This is a genomic window from Clostridium estertheticum, from assembly GCF_011065935.2.
In the GTDB taxonomy this organism is placed as follows: Bacteria; Bacillota; Clostridia; order Clostridiales; family Clostridiaceae; genus Clostridium_AD; species Clostridium_AD estertheticum_A.
On the sequence record NZ_JAAMNH020000001.1, the window covers coordinates 590,780 to 615,922 of the forward strand.

Genomic DNA, 25,143 nt, shown 5'->3' on the forward strand with positions numbered 1-25,143 from the left:
TTTGGCATAGAAAGTATGGTTATATATATGATATGGGAACGTATTAAAAGAATTTTTCCAAGTAAAGTGAATGAAGATAGCATACCATTTCAACAAGAACGTGAAAAAATGATACTTTTTAAATGTAAAAAATGTGGGTATGAAGAAGAAGTGCCTGACTTTGTTGCGTTTGAATGTTATACGCCTGAAGAATTCACCCAGAAAAAGTGGTAGTCCTATTGTTTTGTGTATAGAATGTGGTTCAGATATGATAATTAAGAGATGATGCTACACTTTTTAGTGGAGCATCACTTTAATACTCGCCGTAGGGAGATTTTGTTCCTATTAAAGATTTTATACCCAATTTTTTCATCAATCTTTGTGTTCTTTTTAAACTAATAGTTATCCCCAGTGCATTTAGTGATTTATTTATTTTAGGAGCTTCATATCGATTTTTGCTTGCGCTGTGGATATCTATAATTTCGTTTTCTATTCTCTTGTTTTCAATTTCTCGTTTGCTTGGTTTCTTGTGTAAATGCTTGTAATAAGAGCTTCTTGCAACACCTAAAACCTCACACATTAGTTTGATATCATGATATTTTTGATTGTTAGTAATGAATTCAAATACAGTATTTATTTCCTTGCGAATATGCCCATTGCTTTTTTTAATATTTCAATTTCCTCTTCAAGTTTAGCGTTTTTCTTTAATAAGTTTTTGTATCCTTCTGCTGTTAGGGTTATATTTTTATCCACAGCTACCGGCTTATTTTTATTTATCCAACCTGTTATTGCTGATTTTGAAAGGGCATATTCACTGCTTAACTCTGCTAAGCTTTTTCCAGAGTTATATAGCTCTACTATTGTATTTTTGAATTCATCTGTATATTGTTTTTGACCTCTTGCCATTATAAACACATCCTTATCTTATTTATATTTTAATGTGTTCGGCTTTCTGTGTCTACAATATTATACTAACACCAAGTTTTTATTGACTAAAATCATATAATTTATGAGTTTATAACAAATACTTTTGAAAAGTGAGGTGAAAGTGGTTGAAAATTATTTTATCGCGAAAAGGTTTTGATAGTAAAGCTGGTGGAATTGCAAGTCCGATTATGCCGGATGGGTTCCTGTTATCGATGCCTATTCCTTCTATTGATGGAGTTGCTTATAGTAATTTACAATATAATGATGTGAATTATTCAAAGATTTTAGAGGATTTGGGACATAAAGGTTGCAAAGGAAATTGTCATGTTGATCCTGACATACGGCCCGATATACGAAGTAATGTTATAAGAGAATGGAAGTCGGCCTTTGGACAAACTGACACTGCTCAAGGATACTTACATAGCGCTGGTGTTGAGAAGGACTACCTATTTTTGTTTTTTGGTTGGTTCCGAAGAGTTGAACTTAAGGATGGTAAATTTAAATATGTTTCTAAGAGTGTGAAGGATTTTTATTTGGGTAATGCGATGCAGATTGTATTTGCTTATTTACAGATTGGTGAAATTATTACTAATCCCACTAGGATTAAAAAATACAGTTGGCATCCACATGCAGATAAAAGCCGACTTTATAATAATACGAATGCTCATTATATTCCGAGAGAGACATTATCATTTGACGATAAGTTGCCAGGGTATGGAACGCTTGATTTTGATAATAAACTAGTGCTTACAAAGAAAGGATGCACATCGGCTATATGGAATGAACATCCATTTCTTATGCCTAACATGGTTATTGGAAAAAGAAAGAACTCTGCAAAAGAGAAAGGCTTGTATTATCAAGGACAATGGCAAGAGCTAGTGCTCAAAGAGAGTGAAGAGGCTATGAAATGGGCATTACAGATTATTTCATAAGAGGTGAGAAGAATTGGAATTAAAAGATTTGACCACAGAAGAAATAATGAATATTTACGCTCAGGTGCTGATAATGAATTAGGAAATTTTGTGAGTTCTTTACTTTTGATGAAGACAAACATGTTAGAAAAAATCTACCTAGTAAAATCATTTTTTAGTGAAATTTGGACGGTATCTTTGAGGAATACCAACCAAGTACTCAAGATGTTATGGAGGTGAGCGATGTGGCAAAAATAAGTTTATTGAAAACATTTCAAAATACAATTACGAAACAACTTGCAAATATCAAAAAAGTGTTCCCATAGCCAGGTGTCCAGACAATTATGTCGGAGCCGTAAATATTATCAACAATATTGTTCAGGACTCTAAATTATGGTTTTGTCGTAATCTACGTATTAACAATCACAATATAGTTAACGAAAGTATAGGTCTAGAAGGTTTGAAAGGAACATTTAAAACTATAGTTATCATACTTGAAAGTCCTCATATAGACGAGTATGATAAGGCAAAATGCAAAATTACGCCTGCTCCTGCATTGGGTATTACAGGGTATAATCTTGATAATGGCTTTGTGGATAAATTGAATGACTTTATGACAGCTACCGAGGGTATGATAAAAGATGGTATTTACCAAGTTATTCTTATGAATGCTATTTAATTTCAATGCAGTTTGGGATTAGAGCCGATTGTGGGAAAAATTAGAGATGAGAATTTCTTGTCTTTATGGGCAAGTGATAATATAGTGGAAAACTTCAAACAAAGGCTGATGAAGTATCAACCCCACATTATCATCAATTGTTGTACAATCGGTAATATAACTAAAGGTATGGTTAATAAAATATTTGTAAAGCCTAAAAAGGACTGGGAATTTACAAAATACAAAAAAATACCTTTAAATAGTACAGAACGTAAAAAATATTTTTTATATAGATTTGTTCAAAATGTTATTGATGAATTATTCAGTGTATACAAGTTAAATAAATTAAGATGTACACATCTAAGTAGTTGGGAAAGAAATAAAAAGGATGCAAAAATCACAAAATAAAATCATAGTCCTTAGACATACATAAACAATAATTTTGATACAATGGAAACCCTTGAATTCAAGGGTTTTTATTGTTTTTTGGATTAAAATACAGTGTGAAAATTAAGCAAAAAGTCATAAAATTATAGGTTAGAATAGGAATAAATGCACACCCCTTATGGATTTTGAATTTAGGGGTGTGCATTTTTAGAGTGGGGATGTGCACTTTTTAGCGGAATTATTTAAGGTGTTTTTTATGTTTCCACAGACGGCTAATGTGGAGTGCGTTGTGAGGATGGCGTTAGGCCCTCTTTTGTCGTGTGAATAATTTTGAGGGTATTTTGCGTAAAGATATAGGGTTTTGCAAAATTGTATAGGAAAAATAAGATTTGAACCCCTCTAGGTTAGCTAGTAGTAATAAAGTCCCTTGAGAGAACAGCAAAAGAGACAATGGCAGAGTAACTTGAACAAAGTGAAAGGCTTATAGACTTAAAACCATGCCACACGTTTTTACGGGTGCTCATGACGAAAAGGAAGCTTGAGTTAAATTTGTATTGTATACCTTTTAGGTATACAATACATTTATAGGGTTTTGGTATACATTTAAGGAACGTGTTTACAATTATGGTTGATGAAGTAAAACATACTGATTAGATGGATTCCAAAGGTAAAAAAGAATGGAGAAGTCACCTGAGTTTGATGAGTTTTGCTTGCGGCAACTCGATGTTGTGGTTTTACAGATTTCACAAAGCGACATTCATGAAACCGCATTAATTAAAAGGAGGTACATTTATGTTTTTTAAGACTATGGAACAACATGAAAATTTGAGGACAAAAATCAGAGAGTTTGCGCAGGAAGAAGTTAAACCTATTGCATTTATGTTAGATCAGGAAAATAAATTCCCGACGGGCGTAATTAATAAGTTAGCTGATATGGGGATGCTGGGAATCCCATATCCAAAAGAGTATGGTGGAGCAGGTCTGGACATAATCAGTTATGCAATCGCCGTTGAGGAATTATCAAGAGTTGACGGTGGTACAGGCGTAATTCTTTCCGCTCATACATCTTTGGGTGCATACCCAATTTATGCCTACGGAACAGAGGAGCAGAAACAAAAATACTTAGTGCCACTCGCAAAGGGAGAGAAACTTGGTGCATTCGGTCTTACCGAAGAAAATGCTGGTAGTGATGCTGGGGGTACGGAGACTACTGCAGTACTCGATGGTGATAATTACATTTTGAATGGTGAAAAAATCTTCATCACAAATGCTGGTAAGGCTGATATTTATGTTGTTTTTGCAATTACTACGCCGGATATAGGTATTCGTGGTATAAGTGCATTTATTGTGGAAAAAGACACAGAAGGCTTTAGCTTTGGACAACATTACGACAAGATGGGTATTAGATCATCTGCAACTGCAGAGCTAATATTCAATGATGTGAAAGTCCCTAAGGAAAATCTACTAGGTAATGAGAGTGACGGGTTCAAGATTGCTATGGCAACTTTGGATGGTGGTCGTATTGGTATTGCAGCTCAGGCTCTAGGAATAGCTCAAGGCGCTTATGAAAATGCTTTAGAGTACTCAAAAGAAAGAGTTCAATTTGGCAAACCTATATGTCAGCAACAGATTATCTCTTTTAAGTTGGCAGATATGGCGACAAAACTTAGAGCAGCTAGATTACTTATTTACAGTGCAGCAGAGCTTAAAGAAAATCATGAGAGTTACAGTATGGAAGCTGCTATGGCGAAACAATATGCTTCAGATGTTTGCCTTGAGATTGTGAACGACGCTCTTCAAATATTTGGTGGAAACGGCTATTTAAAAGGTATGGAAGTTGAGCGTGCTTACAGAGATGCTAAGATTTGTACAATATATGAAGGAACTAATGAGATTCAACGTGTCGTTATTGCTGCTCACATCATAGGTAAGATGCCGAAAAACGAGAACACAGGTAAAGCTACTAAACGTGGACCTGCAACGGGCTATCGTAAAAAAGTGATTTTCAAGGAAGGAACTGCGAGTGAAAAAGTAAATGCACTTGTGGAGGCTCTTAAGGCAGATAAATATGATTTTACAGTTGGAATTCCAATGGACACTCCTATAACTAAGGCTGAAAGGGTTGTCAGCGTAGGTCTAGGCATAGGGGAAAAAGAAAACATGAAACTTATAGAAGACTTGGCAGTTCAAGCTGGTGCAGCTATAGGGTCTTCGCGTCCAGTAGCTGAAACACTTAAATATTTACCACTAAATCGTTATGTTGGTATGTCTGGTCAAAAATTCAAAGGAAATCTTTATATTGCTTGTGGTATTTCAGGTGCAGGTCAGCATTTGAAGGGCATAAAGGATGCTGCTACAATAGTTGCTATAAATATCGATTCCAAAGCGAAAATTTTTAAGAACTCTGATTACGGTATCGTTGGCGATTTAATGGAGATATTACCATTACTTACTGCTGCTTTAGATAATGGAGAGGCAAAGAAAGATGCTCCACCAATGGTGAAGATGAAGTCAACTGCTCCTAAGAAAGCTATTCAAACTTGGAAACATTATGTATGTAACGGATGCGGTTATGAATACGATCCTGGTATGGGTGATCCAGAAGGTGAAGTATCTCCCGGAACTCTATTTGAAAAAATACCTGAAGAGTGGACTTGCCCTGCTTGTTGTGAAGAAAAAAATATGTTTATAGAAGTCTAATTTTTATAATAATTAAATATAATAATGTGTTTTTAGTATAAAGGAGGATTATATATATATGTATTGTGTTAGAAATATAACTGAGGATATTTATTGGGTTGGTGGCAACGATCGTCGCCTTGCCCTTTTCGAAAACATTCATCCAATTCCACGAGGCGTTTCTTATAACTCATATTTGCTAATGGACGAGAAGACAGTACTCTTTGATACAGTAGACTGGTCAATTTGCCGCCAGTTCATTGAAAACATTCAATCGATTCTAAAAGGCAAACCTTTAGATTATATGGTAATTAACCATATGGAACCGGATCATGCAGCGTGCATTGAAGAAATTATTCTTCGTTATCCAGATGTAAAGATTGTATGCACTCAAAAAGCGTCATTGTTCATGCATCAGTTCGGTTTCGCTATCGATGGCAAAATAATGGAAGTTAAAGAAGGCGATACTATGTCCTTTGGAAAACATGTCGTTGCATTTGTGTCTGCTCCAATGGTACATTGGCCAGAAGCTATGGTTACATATGATGCTACAGATGGTGTACTATTTTCCGCTGATGCCTTTGGTTCTTTCGGCTCATTGGATGGTCAGCTGTTTAATGACGAGATGAACATTGAACGCGATTGGATTGATGAGGCCAGGAGGTATTATACAAACATTGTAGGCAAGTATGGTCCTCATGTTCAGAATCTTTTGAAGAAGGCGAGCAGTATCGACATCAAGATTATCTGCCCGCTACATGGACCGGTATGGCGTAATGATTTGGGGTACTTACTAGATAAGTACGACAAGTGGAGTAGGTATGAACCTGAGGAAAATGGCGTAATGATCGTTTATGGAACAATGTACGGAAATACGGAGGCCGCTGCAAGCGACTTGGCAACAAGACTAGTGGAAAAGGGAATGACGAATGTGGTTATGTATGACGTTTCAAAAACTCATGTATCCTATTTGATTTCTGAGACATTCAAATATAGTCATGTGGTTCTTGCATCTGTAACCTACAACTTGAAGATTTATCCACCGATGTTGAATTATATAATGGATATGAAGGCATTAAATCTTCAAAAACGAACTTTTGCTCTTATAGAAAATGGCTCATGGGCTCCTCAATCCGGCAAATTGATGCGTGAACTTTTGGATGAGATGAAAGAAATTACTATTTTAGACAATGAGATGTCATTGAACTCCAGCATGAAAGAAGAGGATACGGATTCGATGGATTCAATTGCTGACAGCATTATCGAGTCAATGAAATAATTTCAGAAAAACATAAATTTGGGATCGGCTCATGGATAAAATTCATGAGCGGATCTCTTTTGACAAAAAAGTGGGGTATGCATTGTGCATAGAGCTATGACAAAAGTACAAAAAGATTTAAATGCAGATTAGAAAGTATAAATTTTGGGCAACTAGTAGATGGAGAAGATTAGGTATGCAATAAAGATTAGTTATGCATACCTAATCTTACAAATAAAACTATACCAAAAAGGTATACTATAATAGCGTACGTAAAATATCAAGCTATTAGTGAAAGGGGATAATTTCATGAACAAAGTTATGGATTTAGATGGAGTAATGGAAAAGGTTCACGATGGAGCGACAATTATGTTTGGTGGCTTTCTAGGGGTGGGTGCACCGCTTAAAGCGATTGATAAATTAGTAGAAAAAGGCGTTAAAGATTTAACTATAATATCAGTAACTAATGCCTATCCTGGTCAAGATTTTGATATTGCACGATTGTACAAAAACAAGCAAGTTAAAAAATTAATTACCGCTCATTCTGGTACATGTCAGCTTGCGCTGGAACAATTTAAGAACGGAGATATTGAAATTGAATACTTTCCAATGGGTAGTCTTGTTGAAAAAATTAGGGCAGCTGGTTCTGGATTAGGTGGAGTTCTTACCCCTACAGGTGTAGGTACATTAGTTGAAGAAGGTAAACAAAAACTTATAATAGAGGGTAAAATGTATTTAATTGAATTGCCACTCAAAGCTGATTTTGCATTTATTAAAGGTTATAAAGGCGATAGATTAGGAAATATACAATATCGTGGCTTAGCCATTAATACCAATCCAATTATGGCAATGGGTGCAGACTATACAGTAGCAGAAGTGAATGAGATAGTTGATGTTGGTGGTATTGAACCTGAATGCGTAGGTACACCAAGTGTATTTGTACAAGCTGTTGTACAAGGATATTCATTTGATGAACATAAACAAGTATATACTGATTTGTGGGTTAATTCTAAGCAATTAAACTAATTAATTATTTATAAATCAAAGGAGGTAATTAAGTATGGAAGCAAGAGAAATAATTGCTGGTCGGGCAGCTAAGGAACTAAGTAATGGTCAAGTAGTGAATTTAGGGTTTGGAATGCCTACAGCAGTTGCCAATTATTTAGCTGAGGGTGTGGAAGTAATATTGCAATCTGAAAATGGTTGCTTAATGTTTGGCCCTACGCCAAAACTAGGCAAGGAAGATCCAGATGTTGCAAACGCTGGTGGTCAACCTATTAGCTTACTATCCGGAGCCGCGGTTTTTGATTTGGCTACATCATTTTGCATTATTCGTGGAGGGCATGTTGACGCCACAGTACTAGGTGCACTTGAAGTAGATCAAGAGGGTAATATTGCAAACTGGGCTATGCCACTTGCTCCAGGGAGATTTGCACCAGGTATGGGTGGGGCTATGGATTTAGTAAATGGAGCTCGCAAAGTTATTGCTACATTGAAGCATTCTAGTAAGAGTGGATCTAAGATATTAAAAAAATGTCTTCTTCCAATTACAGGCAAAGGAGTAGTTGATGTTATCATTACTGAAAAAGCAGTATTTGAAGTAACGCCTACTGGACTGGTACTTACTGAAATATTTGAAGGCCTAACTGTTGATGACATTCGTAGCATTACAGAGGCTGATTTTACAGTTTCTGATAAGGTAGCTGTGTATAGGTTGTAGATGTTTGTTTTCAAAATTGTTTATATACTAGAACTAAATCTTCTAAAACAAAACTCCCACTTTTATAAGTAGGAGTTTTGTTTTAGTGTGCCCGGCATGGGCGGTTACTCGTCGGTGAAAGTCTGAAACCATCGGTGTAAATGTAGCAGGGGACCTACCAACATTTATCTGAAGGGGGTTTGTGTAGCAATGGAACCAAAACAGCAATTTAAATGTGAAAATTTTCAAAAACCTCATTGACAAAACAGGGTAAAGGTCTTAAACTAAAAGGTATACCAAATGAGTATACTTTAAGGAGAAATATAAAATGAAAATAACACAAGAAGCAGATTACGGACTTAGAGTAGTACTTCACTTAAGTAAATTAGGCTATGGTGAAAAGGTAGAATCAAAAGTAATTTCAGAAAAAGAGGGTATACCGCTAAGATTTCTTTTAAAACTTTTAAGAAAGCTTATACAAGTAGATATTCTAAGATCTTACAAGGGAGTCAAGGGAGGATATGCTATAAATAAATTGCCAGAGCAAATAACATTAAAAGCTGTTATAGAAGCAATAGACGGTCCAGTATGTGTTAATAGATGTGTAATTGATCCAATCTTTTGTAATTTGAATAGAAGTAGTGTATGCATTCTGCATAGAGCTATGACAAAAGTACAAAAGAGTTTAAACGAACAACTAGAAAGTATAAATTTTAAACAACTAGTAGATGGAGAAGTTTAGTTATGCAATAATGCTGACAAAGTGCGGTTCACATCCACCATTGAAAACCCTGGACTAATTAATTAGTCCAGGGTTTTCTTATGCTTTAATTTGTTGGATCATAGTGATGAATGGTTAATCGCGTAATAAAAATACCTTGTATACTTAGATAGATTTACTCCCGTGTATCCGTAAAAATATAAAATTCTGTTTACCGTTCGAATGTTTAAGAACCCTTTATCCACTTTCTTTACAATTTCAAACATAGCTATGATCTTTTGAGCTGAACGACAAGGAAGTTCTTCTTTCAAATTTAAGATGTCTTTTAGCAATTCTTCTGGTATTTACAAAAATCATTGAAATCAATATTTAATTGTATTATGATGTTCTTAGGGTTTTTCTTCGTAATTAAGGCCTAAAAAAAAGCACAAGTTGTATTCAATACATCTTGTGCTTTTCTATATAACATATTTACAGTTGCTGATATTCATGTCTAAAAAGGAGGATTTACTGCAGATTAAAGTGTCCTCTAACACTAATGTTCTTTACAATATGATATTCCTCTTTATTAAAGTATCTTATGCCTATAATCCTCAATAGATATTGTACATTTGATATCATGAGTCACAACTGTAGAATATTACGTATTTATTAGTCATTTATTATCTTTATTTCTTAAGTTAAAATCTAAAATATTTGATAACTTGTTTATATCACCATTAAACACCAAACTTAATAATTTGTTTTCATCTTCAAAAATTAGATAACAAGGTGGTTCATTTTCAGGAATTAAGATATATACTTCACTTACAAGTGCATTCAATGACTTACAGTTCACTTTAACAATTGGATCTAAAGGAATCTTTACCACATATCCATCGTCAGTAGCGGGGTCATTTTTATATAATCCTTCTAAATTGGTAATCCAACTTGTAATCATATCTTGAATTTGCGGATTTGATTGGACTACTTTCACAACTTTTTCTTGTTTCGGGTCAAAAATCTCAACATATTTAAAACCTTCAGCATTTACACATGTTGAATGTAAGAGTATAACGAAAAGAGTTAAGAAAACTAATAACTTTTTAATCATATTAATCACCTCTTTGTTAAGATTCCCATGATAGGCTGGAATTATTATGGATTAATGTTTAACACGCACTTTTCCAAAAGGGTGTCACGATGGTAAATTATTCCTACGATGTTATAATAATTAAATTTTCTGAATAGTAGTATCTTGTGGAAATAAATATTGCAGGAGGATAATCTAATGGAACGAGAAAAGAAATGTCCAGAATGTGGTTGTGAAAAAATTGCACAGGCTAAACTTGATATTAATGCAAAATTATATCCTATTGACACATTTTTCAAAATTATGAATGGGTCAGAAGTGAGTGCAGAGGTATGTACAAAATGTGGTTATATTTTAAATATGAGAGTATTAACACCAGAGAAATTCAAGTGATAATTCACATTTTTCATATATTCTGTCTCAATAAATTATGAAAAGGGGCAGCCTATAACTTTGTTTATTTTATTCATTGTTGTATCCGCTAAAGTGTATTAAAATATGAGTTTAGCCTAATCGTCTCATTGAAACTCTCGACTAATAAATTTTAGTTGAGGTTTTGCTTATGTTTTAATTTAGTTAGATTAGAGCATAAGGAATGAGTTGCATCCTAAAAGAGGTGTTTTTTTTATTTAATTTTGTATTAATTTAGTGAATTAACATATATATTGCAGTAGCTTGCTGAATAGTATATAATTAAATTAATAATGTAATTAAATAATGATGATATATATATATCAAGTAGGTGGGATTAAAGGGTGATAATATTTTTTTTCGTTGTAGTTGTAGTTTTATCAATTTCACTATTTTTGTGCGATAGTATATTGAAATTATTTGAAAAAAAATTATCTGAGACGACATATAAAGTTACAGCTAAATTTCGTTATTTTCTTTCTTGTTTAATTATAATAATGTTAGGAATAACAGTAGGGAAAATGATCATCGGTAGGTTAATATAATTGAATTGAAGTTTTATTTTAAGGAGTGTATACTATGTCGAAAATAATGTCTATACTAGAAAAATATAATTTGGTTGAAAAGGGTATCATAGAAAAACCCCAAAATACCGATTCAAATTGGGAAAATAATATTCAGTTAAGTGAAGTATTAAATAATGAGAATAATATTCTTGAAATTGAGGCTATTGATCTTAAAGAAGAATTTAAATTACTTGAACCAGTTATTAAAGAAAAATCTAAAGTGGAAACAAATACAGCATATGAAAAGAAAATGATGATAAATGAGATATATTCTTTGTATGAACTTGAAAATAGTGACATTAATACGGTTTTCATGTTGCAGAACTTTATCAATGCTTTGCCACAAAATTTACCAAAGGATGTAATAAAAGAATCTGTTATAAATATAATTAATGCTTCCAAAGTTGATTTAAATCATCTCCTTTCTGATGGAGAACAAAGACTAGAAGTATTAGGTAAGGTAATGGATGGATATTATAATCAAACTAATAAGCGTATTTCTGAATATAAAGAAGAGATAGCCAAGCTATTAAGTTTAATTAATGATTCTCAAGAACAAATAAAAATTAAAGAAAGTGTATTGGAAGAGCAAATATACCTAATTAAATCCGAATCTCTAAAAATAGATGGTATTATTAATTTTTTTGCCAAATAACATTATCATATATTTTCTTAATTTAAAATTGATTTATGAGGTGCTATATGAAGGAAAAATATTGTATCACTATTGCTTTTAAAATGTTAATAGCTCAATTCATTTTAAGTTTTATTGCGGTAACACTTGGTTGTATGTGGGGATTAAATATAGAAAATAATAAATGGAGCAAGTTAATTTATAGTGATATAAAAATAGCGAATATTGCTTTAGGTGGTAAAACCAAGGAAGAGGCAAAAAATATAATTAAATACCAATATATAGATGATATAAAAAACAGGAAACTATATGTAACCGTTGACGATAAAGTTTACTCGGTAGACAACTCCAATTTAATTAAGGGTTATGATATGGATAATGTTATAGATAAAGCATTTAACTTTGGAAAGAATTTAAGCATAATTGAAAAACATAAACTTATAAAGACTGGAAGTAAGGAAAGATATAGTTTAGATTTTACTTGCGATAATGACTCTATTGAGGAATTTACAAGGAATATTGAGAAGGAAAACAATAAGAAGCCTGTAAATGCAACTATAGAAATGACAGCAGAAGGTGCAATTAAAATAGATGCTGATAAAAAAGGATATAAGATTGAAAAAGAAAAACTTAATAAAGATATTGAGAATAAAATTAAAGCTGGAGTAATTGACGACATACATATAACGGCACCTGTTAAAAAGACGGAAGCGGCAGTTACACAAGCTACACTTTTTCTTATTAATACATGTATAGCATCATTTAGTACAAAATTTGAGTCATCATCTTTTATGAGAGCTAATAATATTGATATTTCTGTTAGAGCTATAAATGGTAAGGTTTTAATTCCAGGTGAGAGCTTTAGTTTTAATGAAATGCTAGGCCAGAGGACAAGAGAACGAGGTTACATGGAGGCTCCTGTTATAATTAACAATAAAATTGAATCCGGAATAGGTGGTGGTATATGCCAGGTATCATCTACTCTATATAATGCAATTTTAAAAACAGGAATACAGGATATAGGAAGAATGCATCATTCAGTACCTTCTTCATATGTAGGGCTTGGACTTGATGCTACAGTTGATTGGGGAAATATAGACTTTAAGTTTAAAAATACTCTTGAATACCCAATATATATAGAGGCGCGTACTCAAAATAAAATTTTGTATATCAATATTTTTTCAAATTCAGACCTAAACAAAAAAAAGTATATTATTGAGAATAATATAAATGAGGATGCCAATGGTTATAAAGTAAAGGTTATAAGAAAAACATATGAAAATGGAATGATAATTAACTCAGAGGTTATTTCTAATGATGTATATACTCCTGTAGGCTCTGCGATTAAAAAAAACACTTAAAACCAATCCTCGACAGAGATGTCGAGGGTTTTCTTATGCTTTACTAAAGGGGCTTGAATTAAAACAACTTTGAATCATGGCATATAGATTATTGTCTTTATAAATTTGTTTGGAGTAAATTTCTTTTAGCTCGGAATTAGAGTGTTTTTAATAATAATGTAATTAACAAAATATAAACTTGCATTATTAATGATATAAAAAAATAACACCTGCTAAAGTGCTATCTTTTTCAATACTCTTTTTTATAAATTCTATATATAAACCTAGCTCACCTTTATCTATCCAAATATAAGAAGATCAAAATAAAATGTTAATACACAATATTAAGCTACCATATCTTTATCTTCTTTATTAGAACTAAATCGTTTATTAAGACCACTACCATAATAATAGGCAACTAATATTCCTAACCAAAGTGGTCCTACAATAACTGCTACTAGTGTATCTGGGTTCAAGCACATTACTACTATTATGAAGACTAAAAATGCAACACTAATATAATTAGTAAAAGGATATCCCTTCATTGGAAATTTTAAGTTCTTTACTTGTTCAGATGTAAGAGATTTTCTGAATTTCATTTGTGCGAGTAAAATCATAAACCATGAAAAAACACCTGCAAAGGTTGCAAGACTTGTAACATAAGCAAATACTTTAGCTGGAACAATAAAATTAAGAAAAACACCAACGAGCATGAACCCTGCAGAAATTAAAATTGCATTTTTAGGAACTTGTGCTTTACTAAGATTTCCAAAAGGTTTTGGTGCTGAACCTTGAAGTGAAAGGTTATAAAGCATACGACCTGTAGTAAAAATACCACTGTTACATGCGGATAGCGCTGCAGTTAATACAACAAAATTTATAATACCTGCTGCGGCACCTATTCCAAGTTTACTAAAAGTAGCAACAAATGGACTACCTATTGTTCCCAGTGAAGCCCATGGATAAAGCGACATAATTACAAATATTGCACCTACATAGAAAATCATTATTCTATAAAAAACTTTATTTATAGCTGATGGTATTGTTTTTTCTGGATTTTTTGCTTCACCTGCTGTAACACCAATAAGCTCAACTCCAACAAAAGCAAATGCAACCATAACCATAGCCATAACTGGACCTTTTACTCCTTTAGCGAAGAAACCTCCATTATTCCATAAATTTGAAATACCAGTAGGATGTCCTCCATTACCAAATCCAGTTGTAATCATAACCATACCTAAAATGATCATAAAAATAATTGTAATAACTTTTATAAGTGCAAACCAAAATTCAAATTCTCCAAAAGCCTTTACTGCAATTAAGTTTACTACTGTCATACAAGCAACAGCAGCAAGAGCTGAGACCCATTGTGGAATACCTGGTAACCAAAAATTAACATAAACACCTACCGCAGTAACTTCTGCCATGCAAGTTACAATCCACATAAACCAATAAGTCCATCCTGTTAAATATCCAGCTAGAGGTCCGATAAATTGATTAGCATATGCACTAAAGGAACCTGCGATTGGATTCTCAACTGCCATTTCTCCAAGTGCACGCATAATGCAGAATAAAAAGATTCCGGTAATGGCATAACATGCTAAAATGGCAGGGCCTGCTGTCTTAATTGCTGATGCTGATCCTAAAAATAGACCCACACCAATTGCTCCACCAATTGCCATCATTTGAATATGTCTCTCTTCTAGACCACGATGAAGATCATCATTTAAAGCATTATCTTTTTCACTCATTTTAATTCCTCCCATATAAATTTTATTATCTATTTATTACATTTTTATCTATTAATTCTATATATTCGTTATCTATTATTAGGTTATATTAACGATTCTAGCCACTGTTCCTAAGATAACGGTTACAAAGAAGACCGACAAGAATTTACAAAGCTAAGGTTAATTTAATTCTCTTCATGAACATTCCCACCCCTTCTTTAATAATTATATTTTTTTAATTTTCCATCTATTATTTACCTTGGTATGATTGTATATTTAAAACTATAAAATCCAACAAAAAACTACAAAATATAACTAATATTCTGACTTTTTTAAAAAATGAATTTTATCAAGGAGAACAATTCATTTGAAAGATAATTACTTTACTTTGGTTTTTATTGCAATCATTGTTATTTTAGAATTTAAGTTCTATCCCTTTCAGGGAAGGTTTAGAAGTAACTCTGCCAAACTCTTTCCAGAGTTATGTAGCTCTACTATTGCATTTTTAAATTCATCTGTATATTGTTTTTGACCTTGTCTATTATAAAAGTTAATAAACAGTTAATGAATTACAAGTGTTTTCATGATATAATTAGTAATGTTGTATAAAAATGTAATATAATAATGGATTTACCAGAAATTTATTTGGAAAGAAGGGATTTTATGAGAAAACTCGCAAATGCATTTATAGTTTTTTTAATGGCTTTAACCGTATTTACAGGTATTGGAACAAGGGTAGAGGCAGCTGTAAATAAAGATGTTAATGTTAAGGTGGAAGTAGGCTTTAATAAAAATTATAAAGTAGGGTATTCTGCACCTATAACCATGACTATAGACAATAAATATAAAGATATAAAAGGGGAAGTAGAAATAAGGGTGCCTAGTTCTTCAGGCAAGTATGTTAGTTATGTTAAGCAATTAAGCATGCAAAAAAATTCCCAAAAGGATATTATAATCAACGTTCCTATTAGTGGAGCACGTACTGATTATAAGATTGTAATTAGTAATGGAAAAGAAATAGTTTATGAGGATAAATTAACAATAAATAATACTTCAAATAACGTGACCCAATTTATTGGAATATTAAGTGAGGATAGTGATAGTGTTACTTATATAAATGCAGTACCTTCAAACATAGGTACTACCCTAGTAACAAAAACTATAATGCTTACTGAAAAAAGTTTTCCAGAAGACTTCCTTGCTTTAAAGAATTTTGATGTATTGGTAATAAATAATTTTGATACTACTAAATTAAATAAAGCACAATATGAGGTATTAAAACAGTGGGTTAAAGATGGTGGGACCCTAATAATAGGAACAGGAGTCAATCAGGCTAAAACCTTAGGTGTATTTAAAGATGATTTTATTAAAGGTAGTATAGGTAAAGTTTCAACCATAACTACTTCGAAAATAAACAATGTAGCTACTAATGGAGATAACAACAGCAAAGTAAATATTGAAGTTTTAGATATGAAGATTGAAAATAGCAAAGTGAATATGGTGGAAAACGGAGTAAGTTTGGTACAGAGTCTTTCTGTGGGAAAGGGAGTTATTGGGATAGTAGCTTTTGATTTAGGGTTGCCCCCCTTTATAGGCTGGAGTAATAATTCTGTGTTTGCACAAAAGTTAATAGAAATTATTAATCCAGATCTAGTTAAGGTAAATCAAAGGAATAGCATGCAACCAGGACAAGATATATGGGTACTTAGAGACATAATGAATCAATTTAGTGAACTTGCATCTGCAAAGACTGGAAAATTCTATATAATAATTTTTATCTATATAATAATAGTTGCCCCCCTAAGCTATATCCTACTTAAGAAGTTTGATAAGCGGGAATTTATGTGGATTACAGTACCTGTTTTGGCTGTGATTTTTGGCTTTATAGTATTTATCTCAGGGGCCAGTGGAAGAATTAACAAGGTTACAGCAAATATAGTTTCAGCCATTTATATGGATGAAAAAGGTAATGCGGGAGTTTCTACTTATGCAGGAATATTTACTACAAACAAAATGAAATTGAAGGTTCAAAGTAAAGCTGGGAAACAGTTATTTGCTATGGTTGATTCTAATAATGGAAATGGTAATAATATGGTTACTGGTAATGAAGTGTTAGAAGCAAAGATATATGTAGATGGAAATAAGGGATTAGAATATGTTAACACTAGTATTTTAGAAAATAAAGTAATGCGAATAGAGCAGCAAAATTTGGAACTCGGGAAAATAGAAACTGATGTAAAAATGAAGAATGGTAGTATAACTGGAAATATTAAAAATTCAACAAAAATTGATTTAGAGGATTGTTATATAGTAACTACTGGAGAATATTATAAAATTGGGGATGTGAAAGCAGGAGAGAGTAAGGTTATACCTACTTCAGGAGGGACATACGGAGGTAATATGGATCAATTTTCTAATCAAGTCATAATGGGATATAACCAAAATGGAAATCAAGGAAATATGGCTCAAGTAAATTCTAATAAGTTTATAGATAATAATCAAAAGCAAGGAATGTTAAGGTTAATGTTCCAAGGGAATAATATGATGGTTGATGATATTAAGCTTATTGGTTTTTCTAAAACCCCAATTGAAGCGCCAATTATAATTAACGGTGGAACTAATGTAGCTAAAAATGAGAGGATTGTACTAGTAATGCCTATAAGTGTAAACTTCATTGATGGGAATAATGTTAATTATCCCATGGGATTTATACCTTTTGAAGTAGTCCCAAACAATTCTATTAAATATGATACCTTTAATAACAGGATTTTTGGGAATGGGTATGCTGAAATAGAATACTCCATAGATAAAAAAGTAAATGTAGAACAAGTTGGTATTGAAACTACCAATCTAACTAATGGAAATCCACAACAACCTATTATTTATGTTTATAATTTTATTAGCAGTAGTTATGAAAAATTACTGGATGCAACAATTAGCGTAGATAACCTTAAAAAATATTTAAACAAGGATAATAAAATTAAAATCAAGCTAGAAATTAAAAACGCTGGGGATTGTGCAATTCCTAAAATTTCTGCCAGTGGGAAGGTGAAATAATGCTAAGAATAGAGAATTTGTGTAAAAGTTATGGATCTTTTCAAGCAGTTAATAATTTAACTCTTCATATTCCCAAAGGGGAAATATTTGGATTTGTTGGACCCAACGGTGCAGGAAAAACCACCACCATGAAGATAGTATGTGGTCTATTGACTGCAACTTCAGGACAAGTGTTTATGGATGGAATAGACCTTTCTAATAACATAAGATTGCTTAAAAGTAGAATAGGGTACATGCCAGATTTCTTTGGGGTATATGATAATTTAAAGGTTATTGAGTATTTAGAATTCTATGCATCTATATATAACATAAAGGGCAAGGAAAGTGTAAAGATATGTAATGATCTTTTGGAGCTCGTGGATTTAACTGATAAAAAAAATATTTATGTGGATAGTCTTTCTAGAGGCATGAAACAGAGACTTTGTCTTGCTAGAAGTTTAGTTCATAATCCAGATTTATTAGTGTTAGATGAACCAGCCTCAGGAATGGACCCAAGAGCTAGAGTTGAGATGAAAGAAATCCTAAGGACTTTAAGGGGTATGGGGAAAACAATACTAGTTAGTTCTCACATATTACCAGAGCTTGCGGAGCTGTGCACTATTATAGGGATAATTGACAAGGGTAAAGTTTTAATGAGCGGCACAGTTGATGAGATAGTGCAAAAGGTTTATCACTCACAGAGGATTAGAGTGAAAGTTATAGATAAAGTAGAAGATACAATAAGAATACTTAAGGAATTCCCAGATATAGTGGAAGTAAATACTGTAGGAAATAATATTATTGAGGCAGATTTTAAGGGTGATGATGCTTTTATGAGTGCAATTCTAATACGTTTAGTGCAGGGTAATATTAAAGTAGTATCTTTTAATGCTCTAGATGGAAATCTTGAGGATATATTTATGAAGGTAACTACTTCAATGGAGGAAAAGGTATGAATAAAAATAGTTTGAGAATTAACCCAGTTTTATTAAAAGAACTTAAAGTTAAGATGAGAGGGTGGAAGGCTGTATTTCTTATTGGGGGGTATAACCTTGTACTAGCATTACTTACTATGTTTATTATGAAGATGACTATGAATAATAATATGGGAAGAGTCAATCAAAGCAATATATTTGCTACCTATGTGTTTATGGTAATAGTACAGTTTTGTCTTATAGGTCTTATCGCTCCTGCATTAACTGCTGGTGCAATATCAGGAGAACGAGAAAAACAGACTTTAGATATGCTTATGTCAACAACACTCAGACCTGTGTCAATAATCACAGGAAAACTATTCGCATCTCTTAGTCATATAATATTGCTAGTAATATCCTCTATTCCAATATTTTCAGTAATATTTCTTTATGGAATTATAGGTGTAAAAGAGCTTGCACAGGTGTTTATATTTTATATAATTATAGCTATAACACTAGGTAGTATAGGAATTTTCTTTTCTACTTTTATAAGGAGAAGTACAGCAGCTAATGTACTTTCTTACGCTTTAGTAATATTTTTAGCCCTGGGAACCTTATTAATATCTATCTTTTATATACAATTGGTAATAATGAAAAATCATCCTAATACCCCCTATAACCAGACCTTTTGGCTAATGTATTGTAATCCTTTTGCAGGACTTGCATCTCTTCTAACAACTCAATTAGGGCAAGGCGGTGGACAAATATTTCCTGGTATATATTTAACAGGAAAACAGAATGGTTTGTTATTATGGCACATTAACTCTATATTTAATATAGGCTTATCAGTTATTTTACTTGGGTTAAGTGCTTTAAAGTTAAATCCTGCAAGGCGAAAACTGTTTAGAAAAAACAAATAGGTGAGGTGAATAAGCTATGAATAATTCCTATAAAGAAATTTATAGTATTCTTAAGAAAATAAGAGGTCGATTTGTATTAAGGAATATCTTTGTAAATATCTGTATAGGTTCTTTAGTAGCAGTGAATGTTGGTATAATTCTAAGCTTAATATCAAGGTTTATACCAATATATAATGTTTATCAGAAGGTTACGTATATTTGTGAGACAGCTATAGTGATGGCTTTCTTCTATTCTTTAATAGTAAAGCCTGATTTAAAAATCATTGCGTCGACGGTGGACTCATTTGAGCTTAAAGAGAGAGTTTCCACAGCAATTGAAATAGAAAAGAAAGAGTGTCTTTACAAGGAGCTTCTAGTCAAGGATGCTCTTAATAATTTAAAACAATTGAATTATAAAAAATATATATCCTTAATACCTAAAAAGAATTTTCTTGTAAGTCTTTGTGTTTTACTAGTTATCTTATTGGGTTCTACTTTACTACCTGACCCTCTTAAGACATTAGCAGAAAAGAATCATGCTTTAGCTGTCTATAAAAAAGAGGAAGTTAAAAAAGTTAATGCTTCTGTAAAGAAGGTTGAAGAGGATAAGAGACTAAGTACTGAGCAGAAAAAAGACTTAATAGCAAAACTTCAAGAATTAAAGGCTGAATTAAAGACTACAAAGGATATTAAGGAAGTCCATAAAGCAGTAGAGAAAACTACAGAGAAATTAGCTTTAAAGAAAAATGAGGAGTTGTCAAAAGATCTTAAGAACTTGGAAGCTAGACTTAAAGAAAATAAAGATACTCAAAAACTTTCAGAGGCTATGAAGAAAAGTGATAAAGAATTAGTAAAAAAAGAATTAGACAAGTTAAAAGAAGAAGTAAAGACTATGGATGAGAATAGTAAAAAGAATTTAAAGGACACGCTTTCAAAAGCTTCAGCATCTACTAGTAATAGTGATTTAAAAGATGGTTTAGATGCTTTGAAGGCCGGCTTATCAAGTGGTGATGAAAACGCCTTAAATAGCAGTGTGGATCAGATAGCTAAAACTGTAAAGAAGGGAACTTCAAGTGAGGATATGAATAAAGCCTTGGCACAAGTACAGGAAGACCTTCAAGGAGAAACACCGGAAGGCCAAGTACAACAAGCTCAGGGCCAGGGTTCAGGCCAAGGTTCAGGTCAAGGTCAAGGCCAAGGCCAAGGTCAAGGCCAAGGCCAAGGTCAAGGCCAAGGCCAAGGCCAAGGCCAAGGCTCAGGTCAGGGACAAGGATCAGGGGGCAGTGGAGCCGGAAATGGAAGTGGCAATAAGGACTCAGGAGTAACAGCTTATGGTTCAGGGGGAATTGCTAATAAAGCGACCGGACAAGGCACTGAAAAGAGTTATGAAAAAATCTTCACTCCTAATAGCTTAGGGGGAACTAGTAATGCTTCAGGGCTTACAGGAAAAAAGAATGGAAATTCAGGAAGTAGTGATAGTTTTATAACGAATAAACCAAATGCAGAATTAGGAAACTTAAAACCTTATGATCAGGTTATAGGAGAGTATACTGATAAGGCGATGGAGAGTCTAAACAATAATGAGATACCTGATGGTATGAAGGATGTTATTAAAGGGTATTTCTCTTCGCTGCAAGACTAAAGGAGGAAAAATAATGGATGAAAAAGAAATAAAAATTATAGTTGATAAGATTAAGGCTATTGAACTTGAAATAGGAAAGGCTATTATCGGACAAAAGGATATAGTAAAACTTGTCCTTATAGCAATTTTTTCCGGTGGAAATGTGCTTTTAGAAGGAGCACCTGGTCTTGGAAAAACTCAGCTAGTAAAGACACTTTCAAAGGTTTTAGATTTATCCTTTTCTAGGATTCAGTTTACACCTGATTTAATGCCAGCGGATGTAGTTGGTACTAATATTATAGTTAAAAGTAAGTTAGGTAATAATGCCTTTGAATTTCAAAAGGGTCCAGTATTTGCACATCTTTTATTGGCAGATGAAATAAATAGAGCAACACCTAAAACACAGTCAGCTTTACTGGAAGCTATGCAGGAGCATACTGTGACCGTTGGAGTTAATACCTATAAATTAAGTGAACCCTTTATGGTACTTGCAACTCAAAATCCACTAGAGAATGAAGGTACCTATCCTTTACCAGAAGCTCAATTGGATAGGTTTTTATTTAAGTTAATGGTACCTTTCCCGAGTCTTGAAGAATTAAAGGGAATAATAGACGTAACTATTAATAACAAGGCTACGCAACTTAATAAGATAATTGATGGGGATGAAATTTTTGAAATAAGAAAAGTTTTAAAGGAAGTGCCCATGTCAAAAGCAGTGGAGGAATACGCTCTTAAGGTTATTCTTGCTACTCATGCAGACTATACGGAAGCTCCAGAGCTTACTAAAAAATATATTAGGTATGGAGCTAGTCCTAGAGCGGCCCAAGCTATTATTTCTACGGCTAGAGTGAGAGCGGTGATGGAAGGTAGATATAATGTAGCCTTTGAGGATATAAGATTTGTAGCTTTTTCAGCTTTAAGACACCGCTTCTTCCTTAATTTTGATGCCATGGCAGATGGAGTAACCGCTGAAGAAATTATTGAAGAGATATTACAAAGTCAGCTTAAAGAATCGTAGGGTAGTGATAATATGAAAGAAAAAATATTTGATACAGAATTTTTTAAAAAGCTTGAAAACATTTCGATAAAAGCTACTATGTCCATGACGGAAGGTACCGCTGGAGGGAGAAAGTCAAAGGTGAAAGGAAGTTCTGTAGAGTTTTCAGACTTTAGAGAATACAGCTCAGGAGATGATTTTAGAAGAATAGATTGGAATGCTTATGGGCGTTTTGATAAGTTATTTGTAAAATTATTCATGGAGGAACGGGAAGCTCTTATAAATATATTTGTAGATTGTAGCAAGTCCATGGATTTTGGAGAAAAAAACAAGGGGGCCATGGCCTTAAGGATAAGTGGAATACTTACATATTTTGCTCTGAATAATTTAGATAGAGTATGTATTAATAAGGTTCAAGGAAATACCCTACAGCAAGCATACTCTTATATGGGCAAGAGTATGTTTCAATCAGCTATTCAGTTTATGGAAAGAACTGAGTTTGAAGGATCAACAATTTTGTCAGAAGCTATTAAAAAGAAGGATTTAAAAAACAGAGGAATCTCAATTATCATCTCAGATTTTTTTACTACAGGTTCTATTGAAGAGATGATAAAGTATCTTGCCTATAAAAAGCAGCAAATTATATTTGTTCAGGTGCTTTGTGAAGAAGAACTAGCACCTGCCTTAGGTGGGGAAGTACGCCTTATTGACAGTGAAACAGGTGAAGAGGTAAATATCAGCATAACACCAAAATTACTAAAAACCTATAATTCAAAGTTAAAAGCCATGTCTGTAGTTATTAAAGAAGGGGTTAAGAAATATGGAGGAACTTTTATGCAGGTTTCCTCATCACACCCTTTAGAAAAGATAGTATTTGAACAGTTTGCAAGGGAGGGAATAATATGAAGCTTTTGTCTCCGCTTGCTTTATGGTTTTTAGTTTTAATACCGCTACTGATTCTAATGTACATATTAAAACAAAAATTTCAAGAGAGAGAAATCTCTAGTCTTTATCTATGGCATCAAGTATTACTGGATACAAAAGCTGCCACACCCTTTCAGCGGTTTAGAAGAAATATATTGTTTTTCCTTCAATTATTAATATTACTTTTAGTTATATTTTCTCTTACCAAGCCCTTTCTACTATGGAATAACAAAAACTATGAAAATGTTGTTATGGTTATTGATACTACTGGAAGTATGAGTGCCCTTTGGGAAAAAGATAGTAGACTTGACGAGGCAAAGAAGAAGGCAACGGCTACAGTTAATTCTTTGGCTTCTGGAAGTAAAATAACAATAATATCTTCAGGCAAAAACTCTAGAGTTGAAGTAAGCGGTTCTACAGATAAATCCGCTACTATAAAGAAAATAAAAGAAATTAAAGGAACTAACAGTGCGGGAAATATAGATGAGGTAAATTCACTAGTTAAAGCTATATGCAAGGAATATAAAAGCTATAAAGTTATTTTCTTTACTGATAAAGCAGTTAATATGAAGGAAGTAAATGGTGAAGTTGTAGATTTAGCTACAAAAAGAAATAATATGAGTTTAGATTATATAGCTCACTCACAGATGGAGAAAGGCTTAAAGGTTATGGTTAGAGTCACAAATCATGGAGATGAAGACAATAAAATAGAACTTTGTTTATATGGTGAAACTAAGCTTGTAGCCTATAAGGACTTAAATATGAAAGCTAGTGAAACTCAAACCGTATATTTTGAAAATGTTCCACAAAATAATAAATATATTTATGGTGAAATATCTGAAAAGGATGCCTTAATGGAGGATAACAGTATTTATTCTATAGTGAAACAGAGTAATGCAGGTCGAATTCTTTTATGTACAGATGGAAATGTATTCCTTGAAAAGGCTATAACTACACTTAAGGATATAGAGTTATTTAAATCTTCTTCTAGTGAGAAGGTTCCTCCGGATTTTGATTTATATATTTTTGATGGGAAAGTACCTGAGACATTACCTAAAAAAGGAAGTATGTTATTTATTAATCCAAATAAAAGCAATGAGTTTTTTAAGGTTTCAGAGGAAGTAGGCGGGGGCACAGCCTCTGTTGTTACCCATGCTATAACCAAATATATGGGTAATGGTGATTTTATTATCTCAAAGCTTAGACAAATAGAAACTCCATATTGGGGAAATCCACTTTTGAAAGTTGGGGAAAAGCAAGTTTCTTTTGTTGGAGCACAAAAGGATCAGAAAATTGGAGTGTTAGGTTTTGATCTTCATAACACGGATTTGCCTTTAACCACGGAATTTCCGATTTTCATAAATAATCTAATATCCTACCTCATTGATAGAGATACCCTTACGGTTAACAAATATAACTGTGGCGAAAGTGTAAATATAATACCACTTCCCCAGGCAGAAAAAATAAATGTAATTACTCCTGATAAAATTAAAGAAGCGGTAAGCACTAAGTATCCTGTAAAGCCTTTTGAGGACACAGCTAAACCGGGTATTTATGAGATAAAACAAAAACTTTTCGAAAAGGAAGATAGTAAGCTTATTGCTATTAATTTTCCAAGCTCTGAGAGTGATATAAGTGTTCAAAAATCAAGTACTACCAATACTTTTGGCAGTTTGTTAAATAAAGGTGGAATAGATTTAAGTAGTTTTTTATTAATACTAGCTTTGATGATCATTATTATTGAATGGTTAGTATATACAAGATCATAAGGGGATGACTT

The 25,143-nt window shown here is 32.9% G+C and carries 23 protein-coding genes; 19 read left to right on the forward strand and 4 right to left on the reverse strand.

All coding sequences use genetic code 11. The features are described from left to right. Positions 1 to 27 precede the first annotated feature (27 nt). Entirely contained in the window at positions 28 to 213 is a 186-nt protein-coding gene (locus G9F72_RS02760) for a hypothetical protein (protein ID WP_164959731.1), read from the forward strand. A 79-nt stretch (positions 214 to 292) separates the two neighbouring features. Here the strand turns inward: G9F72_RS02760 and G9F72_RS02765 are convergent, their stop codons facing one another. Both G9F72_RS02765 and G9F72_RS02770 read right to left on the reverse strand, forming a co-directional pair. After that, positions 293 to 559 (reverse strand): IS3 family transposase, encoded by a 267-nt coding sequence (locus G9F72_RS02765; protein WP_164959743.1) that lies wholly within the window; start codon positions 557 to 559, stop codon positions 293 to 295. 53 nt (positions 560 to 612) lie between these two features. Next, positions 613 to 885, reverse strand: coding sequence for a transposase (locus G9F72_RS02770; RefSeq protein WP_164959744.1), 273 nt, complete (start codon positions 883 to 885; stop codon positions 613 to 615). Between the two features lie 146 nt (positions 886 to 1,031). Between G9F72_RS02770 and G9F72_RS02775 the strand changes: the two genes are divergently transcribed. The 8 genes from G9F72_RS02775 (at position 1,032) to G9F72_RS02810 (ending at position 9,240) form a co-directional block, all read left to right on the forward strand. After that, complete coding sequence (locus tag G9F72_RS02775; RefSeq protein ID WP_164959745.1) at positions 1,032 to 1,838, forward strand: hypothetical protein; 807 nt, start codon at positions 1,032 to 1,034, stop codon at positions 1,836 to 1,838. A gap of 439 nt (positions 1,839 to 2,277) precedes the next feature. Further along, positions 2,278 to 2,496: a hypothetical protein gene (locus tag G9F72_RS02780; RefSeq protein ID WP_164959746.1), complete on the forward strand. Its 219-nt coding sequence runs from the start codon at positions 2,278 to 2,280 to the stop codon at positions 2,494 to 2,496. Positions 2,497 to 2,526: 30 nt separating this feature from the next. Continuing rightward, on the forward strand, positions 2,527 to 2,883 hold the full coding sequence (locus G9F72_RS02785) for a hypothetical protein (protein WP_164959747.1): 357 nt from the start codon (positions 2,527 to 2,529) through the stop codon (positions 2,881 to 2,883). A 771-nt stretch (positions 2,884 to 3,654) separates the two neighbouring features. Next, the gene (locus G9F72_RS02790; RefSeq protein ID WP_164959748.1) at positions 3,655 to 5,562 is read left to right on the forward strand and encodes an acyl-CoA dehydrogenase family protein; all 1,908 of its coding nucleotides are present in this window, start codon (positions 3,655 to 3,657) and stop codon (positions 5,560 to 5,562) included. Positions 5,563 to 5,620: 58 nt separating this feature from the next. Then, entirely contained in the window at positions 5,621 to 6,820 is a 1,200-nt protein-coding gene (locus G9F72_RS02795) for an FprA family A-type flavoprotein (RefSeq protein ID WP_164959749.1), read from the forward strand. Positions 6,821 to 7,108: 288 nt separating this feature from the next. Further along, positions 7,109 to 7,825, forward strand: a complete 717-nt coding sequence (locus tag G9F72_RS02800) for a CoA transferase subunit A (protein WP_164959750.1) — start codon at positions 7,109 to 7,111, stop codon at positions 7,823 to 7,825. Between the two features lie 34 nt (positions 7,826 to 7,859). Then, positions 7,860 to 8,519, forward strand: a complete 660-nt coding sequence (locus G9F72_RS02805; protein ID WP_164959751.1) for a 3-oxoacid CoA-transferase subunit B — start codon at positions 7,860 to 7,862, stop codon at positions 8,517 to 8,519. A gap of 307 nt (positions 8,520 to 8,826) precedes the next feature. After that, positions 8,827 to 9,240 (forward strand): RrF2 family transcriptional regulator, encoded by a 414-nt coding sequence (locus tag G9F72_RS02810; protein WP_164959752.1) that lies wholly within the window; start codon positions 8,827 to 8,829, stop codon positions 9,238 to 9,240. A 634-nt stretch (positions 9,241 to 9,874) separates the two neighbouring features. Here the strand turns inward: G9F72_RS02810 and G9F72_RS02815 are convergent. Further along, positions 9,875 to 10,321 carry a hypothetical protein gene (locus G9F72_RS02815; RefSeq protein WP_224675936.1) on the reverse strand — a complete coding sequence of 149 codons (447 nt, stop codon included), beginning with the start codon at positions 10,319 to 10,321 and terminating at the stop codon, positions 9,875 to 9,877. 168 nt (positions 10,322 to 10,489) lie between these two features. Here G9F72_RS02815 and G9F72_RS02820 point away from each other — a divergent pair, with 168 nt between their 5' ends. From G9F72_RS02820 to G9F72_RS02830, 3 genes are all read left to right on the forward strand, one after another. Then, the gene (locus G9F72_RS02820) at positions 10,490 to 10,684 is read left to right on the forward strand and encodes a transcription initiation factor TFIIIB (protein ID WP_164959754.1); all 195 of its coding nucleotides are present in this window, start codon (positions 10,490 to 10,492) and stop codon (positions 10,682 to 10,684) included. Between the two features lie 597 nt (positions 10,685 to 11,281). Then, positions 11,282 to 11,923: a hypothetical protein gene (locus G9F72_RS02825; RefSeq protein WP_164959755.1), complete on the forward strand. Its 642-nt coding sequence runs from the start codon at positions 11,282 to 11,284 to the stop codon at positions 11,921 to 11,923. A gap of 47 nt (positions 11,924 to 11,970) precedes the next feature. Continuing rightward, positions 11,971 to 13,263: a VanW family protein gene (locus G9F72_RS02830; protein ID WP_164959756.1), complete on the forward strand. Its 1,293-nt coding sequence runs from the start codon at positions 11,971 to 11,973 to the stop codon at positions 13,261 to 13,263. 323 nt (positions 13,264 to 13,586) lie between these two features. On the opposite strand, the gene G9F72_RS02835 is transcribed toward G9F72_RS02830, so the two are convergent. Continuing rightward, the gene (locus G9F72_RS02835; protein ID WP_164959757.1) at positions 13,587 to 14,993 is read right to left on the reverse strand and encodes an amino acid permease; all 1,407 of its coding nucleotides are present in this window, start codon (positions 14,991 to 14,993) and stop codon (positions 13,587 to 13,589) included. Positions 14,994 to 15,635: 642 nt separating this feature from the next. Here G9F72_RS02835 and G9F72_RS02840 point away from each other — a divergent pair. From G9F72_RS02840 to G9F72_RS02870, 7 genes are read left to right on the forward strand one after another with little or no spacing between them, the layout of a single operon-like run. After that, positions 15,636 to 18,029 (forward strand): hypothetical protein, encoded by a 2,394-nt coding sequence (locus tag G9F72_RS02840; protein ID WP_164959758.1) that lies wholly within the window; start codon positions 15,636 to 15,638, stop codon positions 18,027 to 18,029. Then, complete coding sequence (locus G9F72_RS02845; RefSeq protein ID WP_164959759.1) at positions 18,029 to 18,964, forward strand: ATP-binding cassette domain-containing protein; 936 nt, start codon at positions 18,029 to 18,031, stop codon at positions 18,962 to 18,964. Before G9F72_RS02840 ends, G9F72_RS02845 begins: the two co-directional genes overlap by 1 nt. Then, positions 18,961 to 19,842 carry an ABC transporter permease gene (locus G9F72_RS02850; protein ID WP_164959760.1) on the forward strand — a complete coding sequence of 294 codons (882 nt, stop codon included), beginning with the start codon at positions 18,961 to 18,963 and terminating at the stop codon, positions 19,840 to 19,842. Before G9F72_RS02845 ends, G9F72_RS02850 begins: the two co-directional genes overlap by 4 nt. 16 nt (positions 19,843 to 19,858) lie before the next feature. Beyond that, positions 19,859 to 21,463 (forward strand): hypothetical protein, encoded by a 1,605-nt coding sequence (locus G9F72_RS02855; RefSeq protein WP_164959761.1) that lies wholly within the window; start codon positions 19,859 to 19,861, stop codon positions 21,461 to 21,463. Positions 21,464 to 21,476: 13 nt separating this feature from the next. Beyond that, entirely contained in the window at positions 21,477 to 22,460 is a 984-nt protein-coding gene (locus G9F72_RS02860) for an AAA family ATPase (RefSeq protein ID WP_164959762.1), read from the forward strand. A 12-nt stretch (positions 22,461 to 22,472) separates the two neighbouring features. Then, complete coding sequence (locus G9F72_RS02865) at positions 22,473 to 23,345, forward strand: DUF58 domain-containing protein (protein WP_164959763.1); 873 nt, start codon at positions 22,473 to 22,475, stop codon at positions 23,343 to 23,345. Beyond that, complete coding sequence (locus G9F72_RS02870; protein ID WP_164959764.1) at positions 23,342 to 25,132, forward strand: vWA domain-containing protein; 1,791 nt, start codon at positions 23,342 to 23,344, stop codon at positions 25,130 to 25,132. The genes G9F72_RS02865 and G9F72_RS02870 overlap by 4 nt, the downstream gene beginning before the upstream one ends. The last annotated feature ends 11 nt before the right edge of the window (positions 25,133 to 25,143 follow it).